16 protein-coding genes and 1 pseudogene are annotated in these 18,140 nt (G+C 54.4%); 5 read left to right on the forward strand and 12 right to left on the reverse strand.

Annotated elements, in window-relative coordinates:
• The first annotated feature begins 24 nt into the window (after nucleotides 1-24).
• Entirely contained in the window at nucleotides 25-558 is a 534-nt protein-coding gene (locus tag KQP88_RS15450; protein ID WP_200993278.1) for an ankyrin repeat domain-containing protein, read from the forward strand.
• A gap of 147 nt (nucleotides 559-705) precedes the next feature.
• Here KQP88_RS15450 and KQP88_RS25635 read toward each other — a convergent pair whose 3' ends face one another.
• The 4 genes and pseudogenes from KQP88_RS25635 to KQP88_RS15465 form a co-directional block, all read right to left on the reverse strand.
• Entirely contained in the window at nucleotides 706-1,773 is a 1,068-nt protein-coding gene (locus tag KQP88_RS25635) for a methyl-accepting chemotaxis protein (protein WP_407681838.1), read from the reverse strand.
• A 57-nt stretch (nucleotides 1,774-1,830) separates the two neighbouring features.
• Nucleotides 1,831-2,349, reverse strand: a pseudogene (locus KQP88_RS25640) (MCP four helix bundle domain-containing protein); the annotation flags it as partial.
• Nucleotides 2,350-2,516: 167 nt separating this feature from the next.
• A complete protein-coding gene (locus tag KQP88_RS15460; protein ID WP_407681839.1) occupies nucleotides 2,517-4,463 on the reverse strand; it encodes a hybrid sensor histidine kinase/response regulator in 1,947 nt (648 codons plus the stop codon).
• Nucleotides 4,464-4,817: 354 nt separating this feature from the next.
• Complete coding sequence (locus KQP88_RS15465) at nucleotides 4,818-5,048, reverse strand: DUF6434 domain-containing protein (RefSeq protein ID WP_200993281.1); 231 nt, start codon at nucleotides 5,046-5,048, stop codon at nucleotides 4,818-4,820.
• A gap of 351 nt (nucleotides 5,049-5,399) precedes the next feature.
• Here KQP88_RS15465 and KQP88_RS15470 point away from each other — a divergent pair, with 351 nt between their 5' ends.
• Nucleotides 5,400-6,179 carry a glycine betaine ABC transporter substrate-binding protein gene (locus KQP88_RS15470; RefSeq protein ID WP_216703528.1) on the forward strand — a complete coding sequence of 260 codons (780 nt, stop codon included), beginning with the start codon at nucleotides 5,400-5,402 and terminating at the stop codon, nucleotides 6,177-6,179.
• A 37-nt stretch (nucleotides 6,180-6,216) separates the two neighbouring features.
• On the opposite strand, the gene KQP88_RS15475 is transcribed toward KQP88_RS15470, so the two are convergent.
• A complete protein-coding gene (locus KQP88_RS15475) occupies nucleotides 6,217-7,119 on the reverse strand; it encodes a LysR family transcriptional regulator (RefSeq protein WP_216705975.1) in 903 nt (300 codons plus the stop codon).
• Nucleotides 7,120-7,214: 95 nt separating this feature from the next.
• Here KQP88_RS15475 and KQP88_RS15480 point away from each other — a divergent pair, with 95 nt between their 5' ends.
• Nucleotides 7,215-8,300, forward strand: coding sequence for an L-dopachrome tautomerase-related protein (locus KQP88_RS15480; protein WP_216703529.1), 1,086 nt, complete (start codon nucleotides 7,215-7,217; stop codon nucleotides 8,298-8,300).
• A 183-nt stretch (nucleotides 8,301-8,483) separates the two neighbouring features.
• Here KQP88_RS15480 and KQP88_RS15485 read toward each other — a convergent pair whose 3' ends face one another.
• Nucleotides 8,484-8,831 carry a putative quinol monooxygenase gene (locus KQP88_RS15485; protein WP_216703530.1) on the reverse strand — a complete coding sequence of 116 codons (348 nt, stop codon included), beginning with the start codon at nucleotides 8,829-8,831 and terminating at the stop codon, nucleotides 8,484-8,486.
• A 363-nt stretch (nucleotides 8,832-9,194) separates the two neighbouring features.
• On the opposite strand from KQP88_RS15485, the gene KQP88_RS15490 reads away from it, so the two are divergent.
• The gene (locus KQP88_RS15490; protein ID WP_216703531.1) at nucleotides 9,195-11,180 is read left to right on the forward strand and encodes a TonB-dependent receptor family protein; all 1,986 of its coding nucleotides are present in this window, start codon (nucleotides 9,195-9,197) and stop codon (nucleotides 11,178-11,180) included.
• Nucleotides 11,181-11,433: 253 nt separating this feature from the next.
• Here the strand turns inward: KQP88_RS15490 and KQP88_RS15495 are convergent, their stop codons facing one another.
• From KQP88_RS15495 to KQP88_RS15505, 3 genes are all read right to left on the reverse strand, one after another.
• Nucleotides 11,434-11,910, reverse strand: a complete 477-nt coding sequence (locus KQP88_RS15495) for a nuclear transport factor 2 family protein (protein ID WP_200993288.1) — start codon at nucleotides 11,908-11,910, stop codon at nucleotides 11,434-11,436.
• A gap of 270 nt (nucleotides 11,911-12,180) precedes the next feature.
• Complete coding sequence (locus KQP88_RS15500; protein WP_410175239.1) at nucleotides 12,181-12,738, reverse strand: TetR/AcrR family transcriptional regulator; 558 nt, start codon at nucleotides 12,736-12,738, stop codon at nucleotides 12,181-12,183.
• Nucleotides 12,739-13,097: 359 nt separating this feature from the next.
• Nucleotides 13,098-13,280, reverse strand: a complete 183-nt coding sequence (locus tag KQP88_RS15505) for a hypothetical protein (protein ID WP_200993290.1) — start codon at nucleotides 13,278-13,280, stop codon at nucleotides 13,098-13,100.
• Between the two features lie 736 nt (nucleotides 13,281-14,016).
• Between KQP88_RS15505 and KQP88_RS15510 the strand changes: the two genes are divergently transcribed.
• Nucleotides 14,017-14,256: a DUF6124 family protein gene (locus KQP88_RS15510; protein WP_216703533.1), complete on the forward strand. Its 240-nt coding sequence runs from the start codon at nucleotides 14,017-14,019 to the stop codon at nucleotides 14,254-14,256.
• A 176-nt stretch (nucleotides 14,257-14,432) separates the two neighbouring features.
• Here the strand turns inward: KQP88_RS15510 and KQP88_RS15515 are convergent, their stop codons facing one another.
• The 3 genes from KQP88_RS15515 to KQP88_RS15525 all read right to left on the reverse strand — a co-directional run bounded on the left by KQP88_RS15515 (nucleotide 14,433) and on the right by KQP88_RS15525 (nucleotide 18,110).
• Nucleotides 14,433-14,768, reverse strand: a complete 336-nt coding sequence (locus KQP88_RS15515; protein ID WP_216703534.1) for a hypothetical protein — start codon at nucleotides 14,766-14,768, stop codon at nucleotides 14,433-14,435.
• 337 nt (nucleotides 14,769-15,105) lie between these two features.
• A complete protein-coding gene (locus KQP88_RS15520; protein ID WP_216703535.1) occupies nucleotides 15,106-15,603 on the reverse strand; it encodes a heme-degrading domain-containing protein in 498 nt (165 codons plus the stop codon).
• A 92-nt stretch (nucleotides 15,604-15,695) separates the two neighbouring features.
• Nucleotides 15,696-18,110 carry a TonB-dependent receptor gene (locus KQP88_RS15525; RefSeq protein WP_216703536.1) on the reverse strand — a complete coding sequence of 805 codons (2,415 nt, stop codon included), beginning with the start codon at nucleotides 18,108-18,110 and terminating at the stop codon, nucleotides 15,696-15,698.
• Nucleotides 18,111-18,140 lie beyond the last annotated feature (30 nt).

The following is an 18,140-nucleotide window of genomic DNA, read 5'->3' on the forward strand; positions in this document are numbered from 1 at the left end:
TGGCTGTTTTTCAGGAGAACGCCCATGCGAACCTTACTTTTCGGGTTGGTGCTGTTTGCCGCCGTCGCTCAGGCAGAAACACCTTCGGACCAGACAACCAACCAGTTACGCACTCTGTTTTTCGACGCTTCCCGTGAGGGAAACAGCGAGATGATGACCACCTTCATCGACGCTCACTACGACCTGAACATCCAGGATGAGAAAGGCTATACCGGGTTGATTCTGGCGGCCTATCACGGCCACGAACAACTCGTTACCCAATTGATCGATGCCGGTGCGGATCCCTGCACCAAAGACAAACGCGGCAATACCGCCTTGATGGGCGCCATTTTCAAGGGCGAACTGAGTATCGCCAAACGCCTGGTCGAAGCCGATTGCGCACCCGACCAACGCAATAACGCCGGTCAGACGGCTTCAATGTATGCCGCGCTGTTCAAGCGCACCGAAATTCTGCAGGCCCTGGCAGCCAAAGGCGCCGACCTGAGCCTTCGCGACAGCATGGGCAATGATGTGAACAACCTGTCCAGAGGTGAGTTCCAGGCACCGGCAGTCCAGTAGGAGCGCCGCCCGATTTGACCATCCCGTGGGAGCGAATTCATTCGCGAGAGGCCATTCCAGGCGATGCATTTTCTGTGGATGTACCGCCCCGCTTCGCGAATGAATTCGCTCCCACAGAGACTGGTTTTCCCACAGAGACTGGCTTGCTTACCCCACCTTGAAAAACGCAACCTTCCCGGTCAGTCGATCAGCCAGCTCCGCCAGCTCTTCACTGGAACTCGCCACTTCCCGTGACCCGGCAGCCGATTCAAGGGTGGAGCTGTGGATGCGGTTGATGTTCTGTGCAACATCATCCGCCACGGCATTCTGCTGAATCGAGGCGCTGGCGATCTGGGCATTCATGCCATTGATGGCACCGACCTCTTCGCGAATCCGGCTCAATGCCGCCTGGGCATCACGGGTCTGCTCGACAGTCGTGCGGGCCAGCTCACAGCTCTGCTGCATGATCCGCGTCGCGCCTTGCGTGCCGCCCTGAAGCTTGCTGATCATCTCGCGGATTTCCTGGGTGGACTCCTGAGTCCGTGTCGCCAGGGAGCGCACTTCATCGGCCACGACCGCAAAGCCGCGCCCATACTCACCGGCGCGAGCAGCCTCGATGGCAGCGTTGAGCGCCAGCAGGTTGGTTTGCGCGGCGATGGAGTTGATCACCTCGATCACGGTTTCAATGTTCTCGCTGTCCTTGGAAACCTGATCCACCGTCTGGGTAGCCTGTTCCAGAATGGTCGCCAGTTCCTGAATGGTCGTGGCGGCCTCCCCAACCATGCGATGGCCACTTTCGACCTGAACGTCGGCAACCTTGGTCGCCTCGGAAGCCTGGGAAGCATAGCCCGACACCTGGCTGACCGAACCCGCCATCTGGTTGATAGCCGTCGCGATATGCTGGGCTTCATTGGTTTGCAGACTGATCTGGCGATTGTTGTCGGCCGAAGTAGACAACAGTCGCACCGAAGAATCGGTGACATGGGCCGCCGCAGCCCGCACTTCACTGATGGTCTGGGACAGATTCCCCAGAGTGCTTTTCAGGGTGCCCATGACGCTATCGGGGTAATCCGACTCGATCTTCTGATTCAGATCGCCACCCGCCAGCCGACGAATCACCTCGGCAACCTCTGCGGGCTCAGCGCCCAGCGTGGACCTCACAGAGCGAATGATCGTCATAGACACACCGATGCTGAGCAAAACCGCGACCGTGGTCGCAATCACCATCAGCAACATGAAGCCGCCAGCGGCTGCCTGCACCTTGTCGAGCAGACCCTTGATCTGCGCTTCTTCATGATCGATCAATGCATTGATGCGCTTGAGCCATTCGCTGTAATCGGCAGAGGTCTGGGCCAGCAACATGGCCTGCGCACCCGCCACGTCGTTGTTGCGACGCAACTCCAGCACCTTGTCAGTCGAAGCCAATGCCTTGCGCTCGATATCCTTGATGTCCTGCAGCAAACGTTTCTCTTCGCTGGAAACGTTCCTTTTCTCGTTGAACAGACGATCCATCGGCTCGGCCGAATCGTCATAGTCCTTGCGCAGGCGCACGATTTCGTTCAAATGCCGATTGAGGTCCTGATCGCTATTGACCAGCACGGCATCGCGAATGGAAATGGCGCGGTTATGCACACTGCCACGGAAGTTGATGGCATAGCGTTGGATCAGCGCAGAATTGTCGCTGACATACTTCAAGCTATCGTCAATAAACCCGACACGCTGAATGCCCACAGCGGTCACCAGCACCAACAAGGACAACACAGACGCAAAGCCCAAGCCGATGCGTTTGGCCAATGAAACGGGTTTACTCATGACACACCCCAGCGAGAGTGAAAGTTGCAGAACAGATAGCCAGTGGCTATCAACGAACGCAATCTACTCCCACTCAGGCTATGGGCACAATTGAATCTGGAGTTATTACTCCATAAATATTCTTAATGCAGGAAAAGGCCCGGCGACACGAGGGATCGCCGGGGCAATCAGTCTTCCAGATTGAGCATTTCATGGATGCGACTGGCAAAGGCTTCCATGGTAAATGGCTTGGTCAACACCCACATGCCCGGCTCCAGATGGCCGTTGCCGATAATCGCGTTTTCCGCGTAACCGGTGATGAACATCACCTTCAGATCAGGCCGAAGAATGCGGGCGGCATCAGCCAGTTGCCGACCATTCATACCACCAGGCAAGCCGACATCGGTCACCAGCAAGTCCACCCGCATGTCGGTGCTCAGCAGTTCCAGCGCCGTCGCCCCTTCTGCTGCTTCCACCGATCTGTAGCCGTGATCTTCGATCACTTCGCTGACCAGCATGCGAATGGTCGGCTCGTCATCAACGATCATGATCGTCTGGGTAGACTCGGCGCGGATGTTTTCTGCAGGCTCCAGCTCCGGGTCGTACAACTCCTGCGGCGCGCCCAGATAATGCCGAGGCAGATAGAGACACATGGTCGTGCCCTGATCCTTCTCCGAATAGATACGCACCTGACCACCGGACTGCCGCACGAAGCCATAGACCATCGAAAGCCCGAGCCCCGTGCCCTGCCCCAGCGGCTTGGTGGTGAAAAACGGATCGAAAGCGCGATTGATCACTTCCGGCGTCATGCCCGTACCGGTGTCGGTGACGCAGAGGGAAAGATATTGCCCGGGAGGCATATCCCGCGCCACACAAGCGCGCTCGTCGATCCACTTGTTGGCGGTTTCAATGGTGATGCGACCGCCTCCAGGCATGGCATCACGCGCATTGAGGCACAGATTCAACAGGGCATTTTCCAGCTGGGGCGCGTCGATAAAAGTCGACCACAACCCCACTGCCGTCACCACTTCCACCGTGATATGCGGCCCCACGGAACGACGAATCAGCTCTTCCATGCCGATCACCAGCCGATTGATATCGACCGGCTTGGGATCAAGGGTCTGGCGTCGTGAAAAGGCCAGCAGACGATGAGTCAGCGACGCCGCACGCTTGGAAGCATCACGGGCAGCAGCGACATAACGATCAATCTCGTTATAGCGCCCCTGGCTCAGGCGCGTCTTGAGCAGTTCCAGCGAACCGGTAATGCCCGTCAGCAGATTGTTGAAATCGTGTGCAATTCCGCCCGTAAGCTGGCCGACGGCCTCCATCTTCTGCGACTGGCGCAAGGCTTCTTCGGCCTGAGTCAGACGAGCCTGCTCCTGAAGACGCTCACTCACGTCATAGGCAAACAGGTAAGCGCCGATCTGCTTGCCATCGACGTTACGCAGAATGCTGTAGCGAATCTCATAGTGTCGGGTGTCATCCGCCGAATCGCCAAAACGGGTGACCTCGACGAACTCCTCCCCTGCCAGCGCCCGCTCCCAGAAGCCACGAACGACCTCCTGGCTGTCAGGCCGATGCTTGAGCAACTCAAGCATGTTGTCGCCAACCTTGGGCGTGACACCGAACAGACGCTGAAACTCTCGCTCGGCAGAAGCGTTGATCGCCAGCCAGCGGTACTCGGGATCAATGACATGAATGAACGCATTGGTCCCGTTAACCACATCGGACAACACCTTACGCTCGGTAACCGCCTCGATGATGCGCGCTTCCAGCGTCTCGTTCAGTTGCCGCAAGGCCTCTTCGGCACGCTTGCGCTCGGTAATGTCCTGGAACAGCACCGCTACCTGGTTGCGACTGGCCGGCTCGATACGAAAAGCCGTCAGCGCCAGATAACGCCCGGTCGCCACCAGCTCCCGCTCAAAGCGGATCGGCTCACCGGTGCGCAGCACCTTGCCATAGAACTCGACCCAGCCATCGGCCTCGTCGGGGACCATCTTGCGAAGCGTCTGCCCGACGACATTGGGAATACCGGCATGAAAGGCATAGGCCGGATTGGCCTCGATATGGATGTAGTCACTCAAAGGGCCGTGCGGACCATCGAAAAACTCAATGATGCAGAAACCTTCATCCATGGCATTGAACAGGAAACGGTAGCGCTCCTGAGACGACGCCAACTCCAGCTCGGCTTTCTGCCTGTTGGTGCACAGCTGATCTTTGAGGCTCAGGTTTTCCTGTTCAAGCGCCTTCAACTGGCTTTTCAGGCTTTCAATCTCGGTCGGAGTCAATGCTGCTGTACCTGGAGGTATTGATTACGCTGTTTCACATTCCGCAGAAATGCATGCACACGCTACGAAAAAACGGCTATTACCAAAAAAATTAGTGGCGCTTTGAAATCATTAGAGCACTGAGATCTCAGCAAATTCCATCGCAACTCCATGAAAAGAGCGTTGGGCGATAAAAAATATCCAAACAGATGTACGAAAGATTTAAAAAGCCTCCTGACGAGTGAGTTTCTGATGCCTGCGCAACCACTCATCCACCAGATCCCCCATGGTCTTCGCCGTACCATCGCCAATCCAGGCCATGAACGGGCGGTCGAACCTGAAATCCGGACCGCAGTGCTCCGTCATGAAGCGCCGGACATTCTGGGTGTTCTTGTAGGTGGCGGTGACGGGGGTGGATTGGGTGATGGGGTCGGAGTGCCAGTTGAAGGGCATGGGAGTGGCCTGTGTGAATAATGGGGCGTTGTGCCAGGTGGCAATGTTTCATGCTACCCCACATTCAATCCAAGTGCTGGCTTGGGCCAATAACCCAAGAGCAACAGCGCACGAGTTTGCTGCCTGGTTTTATAAGACTTTCGCCGAATAGCGGAAACTGTTTAGCTGCCCTATCGGTTTTCGACTAAAAGTGGCTGTATAAAATGAGCACTAAAATTTATTCAGCTGATCGATTTATCCAGATTGACGCCCCCAGTTCACTACCGATATCAAGTCACTCTTGACGATCTTTGAGTTATTACACGGATCGCACAAATCAACATTAACCACACAGATCAAGAGTTAACAAGCATGCATAAGAATATCCGTCTAGGTCACATCAGTTTAAGTTTTCATGCGGCAAGCGCAGCACTTGTTCAGCGTGTCCTTGAACGGCACGGTTATCAGGTTGATGTCCGGTCGGCACCTCACGAGGAGATGTTCAAGCGGCTCAATGAAAGGCATATAGATATGCTGGTCTCCGCCTGGTTGCCTGCCAGTCATGGTGCTTACCTCGCAGCCTGTGAAGTACCCACTACTCGCCTCGCAACTCTTTACGAGCCCTACTGTATCTGGGGAGTGCCGGATTACATACCCCATGATGTGGTAACTTCTGTTGCTGACTTGCTTCGACCTGATGTCGCAATGCAGATGAGTAAACGCATCCAGGGAATCAATCCTGGTGCCGGTATCAGTCGCTTCTCGAAAGAGATCATAAAAAACTATAACCTTGACGATCTGGGCTACTATTTTTCGGAAGGTACCGAAGCTGATTGCTTCAACCGTTTTGAAGAGTCTTATGCGAGGAAAGAATGGTTTGTCATCCCTTTATGGCAACCCCAGTACCTCCATCATGGGTACAATATTCGGGCCTTACATGAGCCTCTGGGGCTTTTAGGCGGGACGGATCAAGCCACTCTCATCGCCATCAGTGATGTCGTACAGTCGATGCCCGAGCAACTGGTTGAGGAGCTGACTTCCTTGAATCTGGGTAACACTGCAATCAGTGAAATTGACTATTTGATCAATAAAGACAAGCGCTCGCCTCTTGAGGCAGCAGATATCTGGCTGAGCAGCTTTTCCAATCAATGAACACTCATCAAAACAAGGAGCAAACTCCTCGCCACGACTAGTTCGCCATAAAAGTTTCAAGGCGAGAAGAAAGAAAGCTTTTAAGAACCTGGACTGCCGGAGTGATAGATGTTCGGTGGGCGCAAACCAGCTGAAGAGGTGCAGGCTGCCCGTAATTTTCCGGAAAAACTTCAACCAGACGCCCATTGCGCACATCATTAACCACATCAATCCTGGATTTATAAATTATCCCGAAACCCGCCACAGCCCAGCGACGAACTATATCAGCGTCGTCACTGACACGGTCACCACTTACCTGCACGGTTTGTACACCTTCAGAAATATTGAAACTCCAGCGCTCGTGAGTTTGCTCGCCCATGACGTATCTCAAGCAGTTGTGACTGGCCAGTTCTTCCGGAGACTTCGGGGTGCCGTGCCTTTTTAAATAGGCGGGCGATGCGCATACTGTTCTTCGGTTCAAGGGAGCGAGTGACAAGGAGACTAAACTTGAATCGGCTAATTGGCCATATCTGATGCTGGCATCAAGATGCTCGCTATAAAGGTCCGCTACCTGATCGCTGATGCGCAATTGAAGTTGGACTTTCGAATGCATCTCCTTGAACTCGTCAAGCCAGGGCAGCAAAACATTTCTTCCCAAGTCTGAAGGCATCGACAATCGTATGGTCCCGGCAATTTCCTGGCGATCCTGTATCAATAAATGCTCTCCCTTCTCCAGGGCCTCCAGTGCCTGTTTAGCATGGGGCAGGTATCTTTCTCCATCATCAGACAGTCTCAACCGCCTTGTAGAACGTATAAATAACCTGACACCTAGAGAACTCTCCAAGCGGTGTACAGCGCTGCTGGCCAAAGCCGGAGAGATTGAGAGCAAACGGGCAGCCGCTGAGAGGCTTCCCGCAGTTGCTGTGGTCACGAAAATCTGTAAATCATCGAGTCGAACGATTTTCTTCACTTTGACGAAATTCTTTATGTGTCCATGGCGTTTCACATCATAAGCGTAACAACGATGATTGCCTAGTATTCAAACAGGAGCTGGCAATGAATATTGTAAAACGCTTTACGCTGTCTGCCATTATGTCCGCCATCATGGTTACGGCGCACGCTGATACACAGAATAATCTGCATGTAGTTGCTCAATCAGATACCGCTGTATGGAATGCGGTTGCCGTGGATCACAGCGGTTCGCTTTATGTGTCAGGACCGAAATGGATGGGCTCACAAGCTCCGTCTGTTTCGAAGTTGGATGGTAACGGTCATCCCCAGCCGTTCCCGAACGCTCAGTGGAATAGTGACGACTCGAAAGTTCCCGCCAAACAGCGCTTCATCAATGTTAACGCTATGCGAGTCGATGAGCAGAATCAACTCTGGATAGTTGATGCCGGAGTGACTGGCTTCGGGGGCAAGGTTATTCCTGGCGGAGCAAAACTGGTGGTTATCAACTTGTCAACTGGCCAGGTTGATCAGGTCATCATCTTTGATGAGAAAACCGCTTTGGCAGGTAGCTATATCGATGATGTCCGCCTCAATGGTAAGCACGCCTATCTGACAGATGCCGGCGTGCCTGGAATTGTTGTGGTGGATATTGAGACAAAAAAATCTCGTCGAGTGCTTTCCAATAGCCAGGCAGTCCGTGCTCCAGAAGATCGGGATATCATTGTAGAGGGCAAAGTACTTCGGGCACCTGACGGTAGCGCTTTAAGGGTACATGCTGATCCGCTCGAAGTTTCGAGCGATGGTAAGTGGCTCTATTTCGCGCCTTTGGAAGGGCCCTGGTATAAGATCGAGACTCGCTGGCTGGACGATTCCAGCTTATCGGCAGAAGCCCTTGCTCAAAAAGTTGAGTTTTGGCGGGACCTTCCACCCGTGGGAGGCACTGTCATGGACAAGAGCGGTAATTTCTACTTCAGCGACTTGGCGGAAAACAGCGTCAAACGCATAACCAAGTATGGTGCGATCGAGACTGTTGTAGTTGATAGCCGCCTCCACTGGGTTGATGCCCCCGCTTTTGATAGTCAAGGAAGGCTGTATCTCCCTGCTGCGCAAGTCGACCGTGTTGCCTTGTTTAATGGCGGAACTTCGAAAGTCGAACGTCCACTCAAGATATACCGCCTGGATCCCAAGTAGGCTTTAGAGGGTTCATCAGGGCTTAAACTTATTCAGATAAGCCCTGATGCGAGGATTTAGATTGAGACAGGGGTATGCCGACACTATTTAATTGCAATGACAGGTTGATCCGTCACGGCAAAAAAATCTTGCGGGCGTAAGTTTAAAATAAAATGCTTTTCATAAGCGCATCAGCGCCTCAATTCAGGGCAAACCATTACCCACCCAGAATTCTGGATCAGCGTTTGTGGATGGTTGCTCTGAATATACGGGCAAGAGCCTGTGCACTATCAGCTTTGCTTTACCTTCAATATTACGTTTCAAGGTCCTGAACGCTATTCCTCCAGCATGCTTGACAAGAGCCTGCTCGGACTTCCATATCTCAAGTATTGTCCATTGATTGAAGTTGTCTGCATTCTGAAACAACTCGTACTGGAGGCATCCTTCTTCGCATTGCGTCGCATCGACCGCCTTTAATAAAGCCTCTTGCACTTCCTTTAAATAAGGCTCTTCTGCGATGACGTGAGCAACAATATATATTATCTCGACCATACGCGATTACTCTGGCTGTGATATTCAGAGTCTGCATGAACTGCATGCCGGACGATACCCGGGTTTTCGAAGAAACAGTTTATTCAAAACGGACTTAATCATCTCAGACCTGAGTTGCATAAAATACGACCTTGAGCGAACCAGCCTCTGCCTACGGGGGCAAGCAACAGTCGCCGCAGAGCGGCTACCCCATCAGGGCTTCATGTGAGTATTGTGCCGACCTGGCATTTTCAAGGAAAAATTTTGATGTCTGTTAAAGGGAAGCTCCGCTTATCCACTCGTGTTGCGGCGGCGCCTGATGCCTTGTCCAGCCTGTTTATCAAGCAGGTCGTAGTCCGCAATAAAATGGCGCTTGGAATCATCATGGCTACCTTGTTGCCTGCCGCAGCCCCAGGCTTTGCTGCCACTAGAGAGCCGCAGGAGCTTGAGCCCATGGAGGTCGTTGCTCAGGCGGACGACGAGGTCGATCAGGCACGCAAGCAACTGGAAAGACGAGCCGCCAGCACTGCACTGGTTGATGGTGAGCGTTATCGTGACGGTCGTGCCAGTACTGTGGTCGATGCCATGAGTTACGCCCCTGGCGTGCTGGCTCAGAGTCGGCATGGCGACGAAGCCCGTTTCTCGATTCGTGGCTCGGGTATTCAGCGCGGTTTCCTGATGCGTGGAATCCAGCTCTATCAGGACGGGATACCGCTTAATCACGCCGACGGCAGTGGTGATTTCCAGTCCATCGAGCCGTTGGCAGCACGTTACATCGAGATTTGGCGCGGCGCGTCGGGCCTGGAGTATGGTGCCAATGGTCTGGGCGGAGCAGTGAACTTCGTCTCGCCGACCGGCCGTGACTATCCAGCGCTTTTATTACGTGCCCAGACCGGTTCTTACGACCTGCGACGAAACCAGCTTGCCATTGCTGGCGCTGATGAGGTGTTCGATGGTTTCCTGAGCATCACCGACAGCCATCAGGATGGTTACCGCCATCAGTCCGCAAGCGACTCTACCCGCTATTTCGGCAATATTGGCGCACGTCTGTCCGAGGTGCTGGAGGCCCGACTCTATTTGACGCATCTGGAAAGCAAGCTGGAAATGCCCGGCAGTATTTCCGAGGCGACGATGCGCGATGATCCACGTTCGGCTGCTGCGAACTATGAGCGACTCGATGCACATAACGACTATCGAATGGATCGTGCGGCATTGAAATTGAACTGGCAGGCCAGTGACCGCACCAGGATCGAGAGTTCGATCTATCTGGCCGACCGCAAGCGTGACCACGCCATGACCTACGCTGTGCTGCAACAAGACTTGCAGGACGTGGGCCTCGGGCTACGTAGCGTTACCGAATTCGGCTCACCGGAACTTACCCGAGAGCTGGTTCTGGGGGCCAATATCTCGCGCCTGACGGGTAATGAAAAACGCTTCACCAATGTCAATGGCAAACCGGGAGGCCTGCCCCGTCAAAGCGACCTTGAGGCCAGCGACAGTTCGTTCTTTGTCCAATATAGCCATGGGCTGACCGAAGCCTGGACCTTGCAGATCGGAGCCCAGACCGTACGTGCGACGCGCAAGACCGACTACAAAGGATTTCCGGCCACCAGTTATGACGAGCGTTATGAGGGGCTGAGTCCGAAAGTGGGCGTACTTTTCGAGCCCACTGCGCATAGCCAGTGGTACGCCAATGTCAGCAAGGGCTACGAGGCGCCTCCGTTCGGGGAAATCGTCGTCAATACGCAACCCATCGCTGAAGATCAGGAGTCCACCACATTGGAGATCGGCTACCGCCATCGCGTCGGTGATCTGCAACTGGACGCGGCGGTATACCGCTCCTGGATCGACCGTGAACTGCTTTCATTGACCGACAGCCAGGGCAATGCACTGGGCACGGTGAATGCTGGCAAAACCATTCATCAAGGCATCGAGCTCTTCGCCAGCATGCCCATCAACGATCAGTTGCTGATGCGGATGAACTACCTGTTCAACGACTTCCGCTTCGATGGCGATTCAGCATTCGGAGACAACCGTCTGGCCGGCGTTCCACGACAGATGCTGCGTGGCGAGCTGAAATGGTCACCCAGTCGCTGGATTTACGTCGCGCCTTCGGTGGAGTGGCTACCCGGGAAAACCTACATCGACCATGCCAACACGCTGTCCAGCAACGGCTACAGTTTGCTCAACCTGACCGTGGGCGGGGAGCTCGACGTACATACCCGCTGGTTCGTCGAAGGTCGCAATCTGGGTAACCGCACTTATGCCGCATCCACTGCCGTACAGGCCAACGTGCGTGGTCAGGATGGTAATTACTATTTCCCCGGCGATGGACGCAGCTTGTACCTGGGCATCGAGTGGCGCCTTTGAAGCAGCTTTCAAACCGTTTCTGCGCCTTTGCAGGGGTTGGGTGGGAGGCGCTTGCTGGCGCCTTCAGTCTACAGACGCAGAAAATCTGTCAGCTTTCAGGCCTTTTCGCCAGCAGGTTCTTGGGCGTACGTTTCTCACCCCCCAAATGCGAACAAGCTGATAGTTCTGCGAGGGCGTTGCATGTTTTACAACGCCCCGCTTATTCCCTTTCCAGCCCGAACACCACGCTCGAACAATCTGGTTGTGGAGGTATTTACAGACCGAGGTCAGACAGGCTTGGGTGGTCATCCGGGCGGCGTCCCAGAGGCCAGTGGAACTTGCGCTCGCTCTCTTTGATGGGCATGTCGTTGACGCAGGCGAAGCGACGGTGCATCAGGCCATCCGCTTCGAATTCCCAGTTTTCGTTGCCGTAAGAGCGGAACCAGTTACCCGAATCATCATGCCACTCGTAGGCGTAACGTACGGCGATGCGATTGTCGGTGAAGGCCCAAAGCTCTTTGATCAGGCGGTAATCAAGCTCTTTTTTCCATTTGCGAGAGAGGAAACCTTTGGCTTCTTCGCGATTGGTCGCAAATTCGGCGCGGTTACGCCATTTGGTATCCAGCGTATAGGCAAGCGAGACCTTTTCGGCATCGCGGCTGTTCCAGCCATCTTCAGCGAGTCGGACTTTCTCGATTGCCGTTTCACGGGTGAACGGAGGAAGTGGCGGGCGAGTTTGTGCATTGGACATGGTAGTGCCTCCAGGAGAATTGGATGTGTCGTTTATTTAACGTTTTTGGAACTCAAGCGCCTGCAAAGAGGACTCTTTAAACAAGAGCCGTACAACTTTCTCAGCGATTATCGTCACAACATAAATGCGTCACGATAATCGCTACCTACATCAAAGTCTTAAATGATCCAGTTTATTCGAACGGGTGCAGGGCAGCCACGCGGTCCAATGAGCGTTAACGTCATCTTTTAAATCGCACGTCTTGCGACGTGTCATTTTTTAAAGCGATGCCTATTTAATCAATAGTCGTGCAACTTCCCTTGCGTCATCGACGGCGTTGTAATCGCCCATCACGCGTGCCATCGTGATTGCACCTTCGATCAATATCAGCAGTTGTCTCGCCAGGACAAAGGGTTGCTCTGCATTCAACGGCTCGGTCAGTTCGAGCGTGTAATCCAATAATTTCTGCTTATGCAGCTTGGCGATATGGCGAACAGGATCATCGGGATCTCCAACTTCTCCGGCTGTATTAATGAATGCACAGCCTCGAAATCCGTCTGACTCGAACCATCCCTTAAGCACCGTAAAGATGTTGAGGATACGGTCTTGCGGAGTATCCGCTTTATCACACTCCGTTCTGAACCACTGCATCCAGCGAACATCTCGTGCGTTCAACGCTGCCGCCGCCACTTCATCTTTGGTCGCGAAATAGCGATAAATGCTTTTACGAGCTACGCCCGAGGTTTTCACCAAAAGGTCCATACCTGTCGCATGAATGCCGTTCTGATAAATAAGTTGCTCGGCGGTCGCAATAATCTTTTCTCGAGTGTCTGTCATTTGGGTCTCCATGGACTCAATGTAGAACGATCGTTCTCCATGGTCAAGCACCAATTGGAAATCTCCATGATCAACTGAGGTCATCAAGCCTCAAGGCCGCGGCGAGCCTGGGCTTACGGTTGAATGAGCAGGCGCAGATCCGAACTCAATCGCTGTGAAAGCTACGCTTCTGGGGGGAATGGGATAGTCAATTCGGAGCACGCTGGCATGCTATGAAAATGGCACCAGGAGCGGTTTTGGGGCAGAGGGAGGGGTCGACGCGGATTTGCTGAAACTCTGCGAGGGCGTTGCCTATTTTACAACGCCCCGCTTATTGCTTGGTCAAGGGTTTAGTGCATGCGTCTTAACGAGTGCAAAAACCCTCTACTCGATCAACCATTGCCGCCACCTCCACAAGAAATCAACTCGATGAGCCCCATTTGGTACCACTTGTTCTGGCAACTCCAGCCGTGTTCAAAAGTAAAGGCACTTGCGGTGCCGCTAAACGCGAGCCCCACTGAAAGGGCGAGCGCCGTTCCAATTGTCAAACGTGCTTTCTTCAGTCTGTTTTTCATGGAGACTTCCTCTATCACTCGGTTGCTGTGCGGTCTAGCAGGTGAAGGGGCGGCGGTGTCAGAACCAGCCGCTATTCCTGTGGCAAAGCTGCCACTCTTTGCTTTATCGAACTGCGTCTGAACAAAGACAGCCGAGGAGTGGCTACTACTGAAACAGCGTTGGTTCAACGACACACTCCTCAGGTCCATTTGATTACGCAGAGCCAGCGGTATCAATAGTACAAGTGAGCTATTTACTCATTCTGAAGAGACACTACATATTCCACAGAGAAAGGCTGCTGATCCGGACTGACGCGCCGAAAATGGCAGGCAGCTTCTGGCCGATTACTGCCTCGTCGCCAACAGGTCAGCAAGTTGAAACACCGACAATTTCACCATCCCAGACGCCTCTACCAAAGACAATCTGTACTACACCCACCACAGCCACAAACGACTTTTCCCTTTCTCTTGAACGAAATTTCCTAGAAAATCCCACCCCCTTGCGCCCACCCATACAGGCCACTAATGTGCGCCGGTCGCTGCATCGCAGTGATCGGGTTTAGTCGCCCAATTGTGTTAGGCGCATGGCGTCGCCAGAGTCAGATGATTTTTTCGTCTGCACTTTATGGTGGCCGTGCCCAGGGCACCTTCGGGTGCGCCGGATCCTAACGCCCGGTCGACTAACCTGTGCACGGCTGCCACCTTTCGTTTAGTCGCGACAGGAGACAGCATTCCCTTAGCGTTAGGAATCTCCAACATGCTCAATGCAGAACCCGCTTTACCTATTGACCACCCTTCCCTTTCCAGCCCGAACACCACGCTTGAACAATCTCTGTGCTATGCCTCGGAACTGCTCAGTTGCGCGGCCGCCACGGCTTATGAAAGCAGTGACCATCTGAATGGAACGCAACGGCATCTGGCACTTTCCGTTGTGCATCTGGTGGAAATGGCCAAAACCGTGGTTGATCGTTCGCTGAACGGGATTGAAGCACGCTGAACCGGACTGGTCTTGAAAACGTCGAGATGACATTTAAGTATTCAGCGTTTCTCAGCTCGCAAGACAGTGCTCTACCAACGCCTTTGCCATATCTTGCTGACTATTCGCGTAACAGCCGCCCAACTGCCAGAAACAAAAAAGCCCGGCGAACCGGGCTTTCTCATACCAAGCGCTGCTTATTTAGCAGTTTTCAGCTTGATGACATCACCGGATACGGTGGTGGTGTAGCCGTTCAGGACCCAGGCCCAGAACCATTTTTCCTGCACTTGAGTATTGATCAGCGCATCTCCGCCTTTCGCCTGGATAGCAGAATTCTGAGCGCGAACAAAACGATCATTCTGACGAATAGGGATCAGACCGAAAAGCATCAGGCCTGTAGCACTTGCTTCACTGTGACCAACGACAGTGTACTGGTTGCTATCGTATTGCTGAGTTTTCATAGCGGTGCCGGTGCAACCCGCCAGAACCAGACCACATACTGCAGAAGCGATGACTTTACTAAACGACTTCACGATGTTTCCCCATGCGATATAACCCGAATCCAATTTTCGGGCGGCGCCACTTTACCTGAAGTGCTCAAACTTTTGATGTTTTTTACACCCATGCCTGAACACACGCCGTTCTCGTATTGGTATACATCGCTCTTGGGTAAAGTTGTCTATTAGTATCCAGGCAGGATTCGATCGGTAAGCACTAGTGTTGTATTTCAAAGTCACGCACTTGACGCTCGTGCTGCACGAGCGACCGAGGCGAGAATGTCTTCTGAACCGGCAGATATTATGCGTCTGTACGCTGCAGTCGCCAGCAAGCTGCCTCCCACAATGTGTGATCGGCGCAAGAAGCCCCGGTTTACGGAGTGAGAGCCACGTCTGAAAGCTTGACCCCACACATCTCGGCAAGCACCTGCACCACCAGCGCATGATCCTGTCTCTGAGGCAGACCCGACACAGTCACGACGCCTATGAATCCAACACCTTCGACCTGTAAGGGGAAGCTGCCGCCGTGGCATGCATAGTCGCGTGGAGAGAGAGCCATGGAAGACTCCAGCGAGTGACCGTCTTCAAATGACAAGCCCACTCGATAAGAACTCTGGCCCATCAACTCCACCACATTTCTTTTTCGGCGGGCCCAGTCAGCATTGCATGAAGCGGTTCCGGGCATTGCGTAGAAAAACACCGTCTCGCGAGCAAGTCTGATTTCAATCGTCGTACCCACCCCCGCCTCTTCGCACAGGGTCTTCAGCCTGAGCCCAAGTGCCCATGCTGCAGCGTTGTTGAACGCTTTGAACTGGAGAACCTTTTCCTGAACCGCGATACGCTGCAGATCTTCCTGTCGCTCAATATTCATCGAATGTAAGTCCGGTGTTCTGACGTCTGCGAAAGACTCGCTTTGAGATATGCGGGTAACAATACAACACCCATCCAGTGATTACAGGACTATCAAAACTCCAACTGCGCCGAAAAAGCCACAGTCCGCGGATCCCCCAGATAGTTGCTGTTGAGCCAATACTTCTTGTCAGTCAGGTTGCTCACGTTCATGCGCAGGGTCAGGTCATTGTTGCCCAGCGCCATGCGGTAGCGGGCGCCGGCATCGAAGGTGGTGAAGGATGGCAGGCTGTAGTTGTTGGCTTCGTCTGTGTATTGCTTGCCGGTGTAGAACGCTCCGCCAGTCACTGCAAAGCCTGGCGCGGAGGCAATGTCGTATTCGGCATAGACCTTGGCCAGTTGCTTGGCGACGTTGATGGGCGTGTTGCCGTCGTTGGCCGCTACGGCGCCCTTTTTCACTTTGGGATCGAGCAGGGTCAAACCGCTGACCAGCGTCAGTTGCGGGGTGACTTTTCCAGTAACGCTGAATTCCAGGCCATTGTTTTCCTGGCGACCGTCCTGAACGTAGACCCGGGCGCTGTTGGTGTAGGCGTTGGGTTTGTCGATGTTGAAGGCTGCCAGGGTGATCAGTGTGTCGCCGATGCTGGCCTTGGCTCCGATTTCATATTGTTTGCTGATCTGGGGGGCCAGGCCGGTGCCCGAGTTGATTGCTCGCGAGGGTGCTATGCCGCCGCTTTGCAGCCCTTCGATATAGGTGGCGTAGGTGGTCAGCCAAGGCACGGGCTTGTAGATCAGCGACACGCTGGGTGAAGTCGTGCTTTCGTCATATTCGGTTTTGCGCGGGATGGCGGAGTTGACGAAGTCGTTGTTGTAGGTCTGGATCCGGGTGTGGGTGACGCCGAGGATCGTCGACCACTGTTCGTTAAAGGTGATGATGTCGCCGATCAGCAGGTTGTGGGTGTCACTGGTGCTGGAGAGGTGCTGGGCGCCGTGACCGATGGAGTAACCCGGCTTGCCGACTTGCGGTTGTTCATCGAGCGACACGGCCGGGCCGGTGACCGAGCTGTATTGCTGGCTCGGGATATGGTCCTGGTGCATCAGGGTACGTGCGGTATTGCCCTGATAGCCCAGCGTCAGCTTGTGATCGAGGGTGCCTGTCGCGAACTGCGAATCAAGGAACAGATAGCCGGAGTACTCCCGGGTTTCAAGGGGCGCAAACGCATACAAAGGCTGGGTGTACACGCCCGGCGCATCGATCTGCGGGCCGGTGTAGGTGTATTCCTGGGTGTATTGCTGTGCCGCAACCGCCCCACGCAGACTGAACGTGTCATTCAAACGCCATTTGGCCCGCACGCCCGCCTTGTCGGTCTGGTTGTCGGTGAACCCCCATCTCTGGCTGTAGAGCTTGTCGGTGTCCAGTGATGAGGCACTTGGCCGGAAGGCCTGATTGGCGAAGAACCAATAGCTGGTGAGGCCGCGGGTCTGGCTTTCCTTGTGGGAGGCGTCGAATTGCACTTGCAGGTCGTCGCTGATGTTCCAGTCCAGCGCCAGGCTGATCATCTGCCGACGACGCTTCTGCAGATCGATGGCGGTTTCGCCATCCTGAGTCAGGAGGTTGAGTCGGTAGGCAAACTTGCCTTCGCTGTCGATCGGGCCGCCGAAGTCGCCGTGCAGGTAGTAGTTCTCGCCGCCGGCATTACCAAGGGTGACGCTGTTGTAGCGCTGGTAGGTCGGACGCTTGAGCACGTAGTTGGCCAGGCCGCCAGGAGACGCCGGGCCATACAGAAAGCCCGTGAGGCCGGTGATCACTTCCAGTTGTTCGGTGTCTTCTATGAAGTTGCCAGCATCGGCGAGTGTGCTGAAACGCAGGCCATCGTTGGCGATGTTCAGGCTGGCGGAGCTGCTGAAACCCCGCACGTTCACAGCACTGGCGTAACCGGCACTTTTGGGGGAGTAAAGCTGGGTGAAGGGGTTGCGCTTGAACACATCGTCGAGGGACGTGGCCTGCATGTTCTTGAGCAATGCCTGAGACGTCACGCTCATGGAATAAGGCGTGTCCTGCAGTTTCATGCCGCCCAGAGCGCCGACATTGTTGATGCTGTCGCTCACATAACCCGCCGCTTCCGAGCCTTGCAAGGCGGCGCTGCTGGCATTGATATCGACATTCGGCATGGTCAGCGTGCCTGCCTCGGTACTGACTTTGACCAGCCCATAAACCCGATCCCCCAGTTGCACCGCCTCAAGCCCGGAACCGGCCAGCAGTCTGGCGAGGCCTTGCTCCGCGCTGTAGTCACCCTCCAGTCCCGGCGAGTTCAAGCCCTGAGTCAGGGCCGGGGCGAACTGCACGGTGATTTTCGCCTGCGAGCTGAAGCCGGCAAGCGCCTGGGACAGGCTCGCTGCCTGGACGGTGTAATGCCGGGTCGCTCCGTCTGCCAGAGCACACAGCGGCTGAGCGGCCAGAGCCAGAGTCAGCAATGACAAAGCGAGCCTGTTGCGTGTGGTTGCACACGGGATACGAAGATGAGCCATGGAGCAAAATGTCCTTTGGTGATTTACAGA

It is taken from the genome of Pseudomonas lijiangensis (assembly GCF_018968705.1).
Lineage (GTDB): Bacteria > Pseudomonadota > Gammaproteobacteria > Pseudomonadales > Pseudomonadaceae > Aquipseudomonas > Aquipseudomonas lijiangensis.

Coding starts and splice junctions, on each gene's coding strand:
- KQP88_RS15485 (WP_216703530.1), bottom strand. CDS start 8,831: ATGGTCGAGATAATATATATTGTTGCTCACGTCATCGCAGAAGAGCCT.
- KQP88_RS15470 (WP_216703528.1), top strand. CDS start 5,400: ATGCATAAGAATATCCGTCTAGGTCACATCAGTTTAAGTTTTCATGCG.
- KQP88_RS15495 (WP_200993288.1), bottom strand. CDS start 11,910: ATGTCCAATGCACAAACTCGCCCGCCACTTCCTCCGTTCACCCGTGAA.
- KQP88_RS15480 (WP_216703529.1), top strand. CDS start 7,215: ATGAATATTGTAAAACGCTTTACGCTGTCTGCCATTATGTCCGCCATC.
- KQP88_RS15450 (WP_200993278.1), top strand. CDS start 25: ATGCGAACCTTACTTTTCGGGTTGGTGCTGTTTGCCGCCGTCGCTCAG.
- KQP88_RS15460 (WP_407681839.1), bottom strand. CDS start 4,463: ATGGATGAAGGTTTCTGCATCATTGAGTTTTTCGATGGTCCGCACGGC.
- KQP88_RS15505 (WP_200993290.1), bottom strand. CDS start 13,280: ATGAAAAACAGACTGAAGAAAGCACGTTTGACAATTGGAACGGCGCTC.
- KQP88_RS15520 (WP_216703535.1), bottom strand. CDS start 15,603: ATGAATATTGAGCGACAGGAAGATCTGCAGCGTATCGCGGTTCAGGAA.
- KQP88_RS25635 (WP_407681838.1), bottom strand. CDS start 1,773: ATGTTGCTGATGGTGATTGCGACCACGGTCGCGGTTTTGCTCAGCATC.
- KQP88_RS15525 (WP_216703536.1), bottom strand. CDS start 18,110: ATGGCTCATCTTCGTATCCCGTGTGCAACCACACGCAACAGGCTCGCT.
- KQP88_RS15500 (WP_410175239.1), bottom strand. CDS start 12,738: ATGGAGACCCAAATGACAGACACTCGAGAAAAGATTATTGCGACCGCC.
- KQP88_RS15510 (WP_216703533.1), top strand. CDS start 14,017: ATGCTCAATGCAGAACCCGCTTTACCTATTGACCACCCTTCCCTTTCC.
- KQP88_RS15465 (WP_200993281.1), bottom strand. CDS start 5,048: ATGCCCTTCAACTGGCACTCCGACCCCATCACCCAATCCACCCCCGTC.
- KQP88_RS15490 (WP_216703531.1), top strand. CDS start 9,195: ATGGCTACCTTGTTGCCTGCCGCAGCCCCAGGCTTTGCTGCCACTAGA.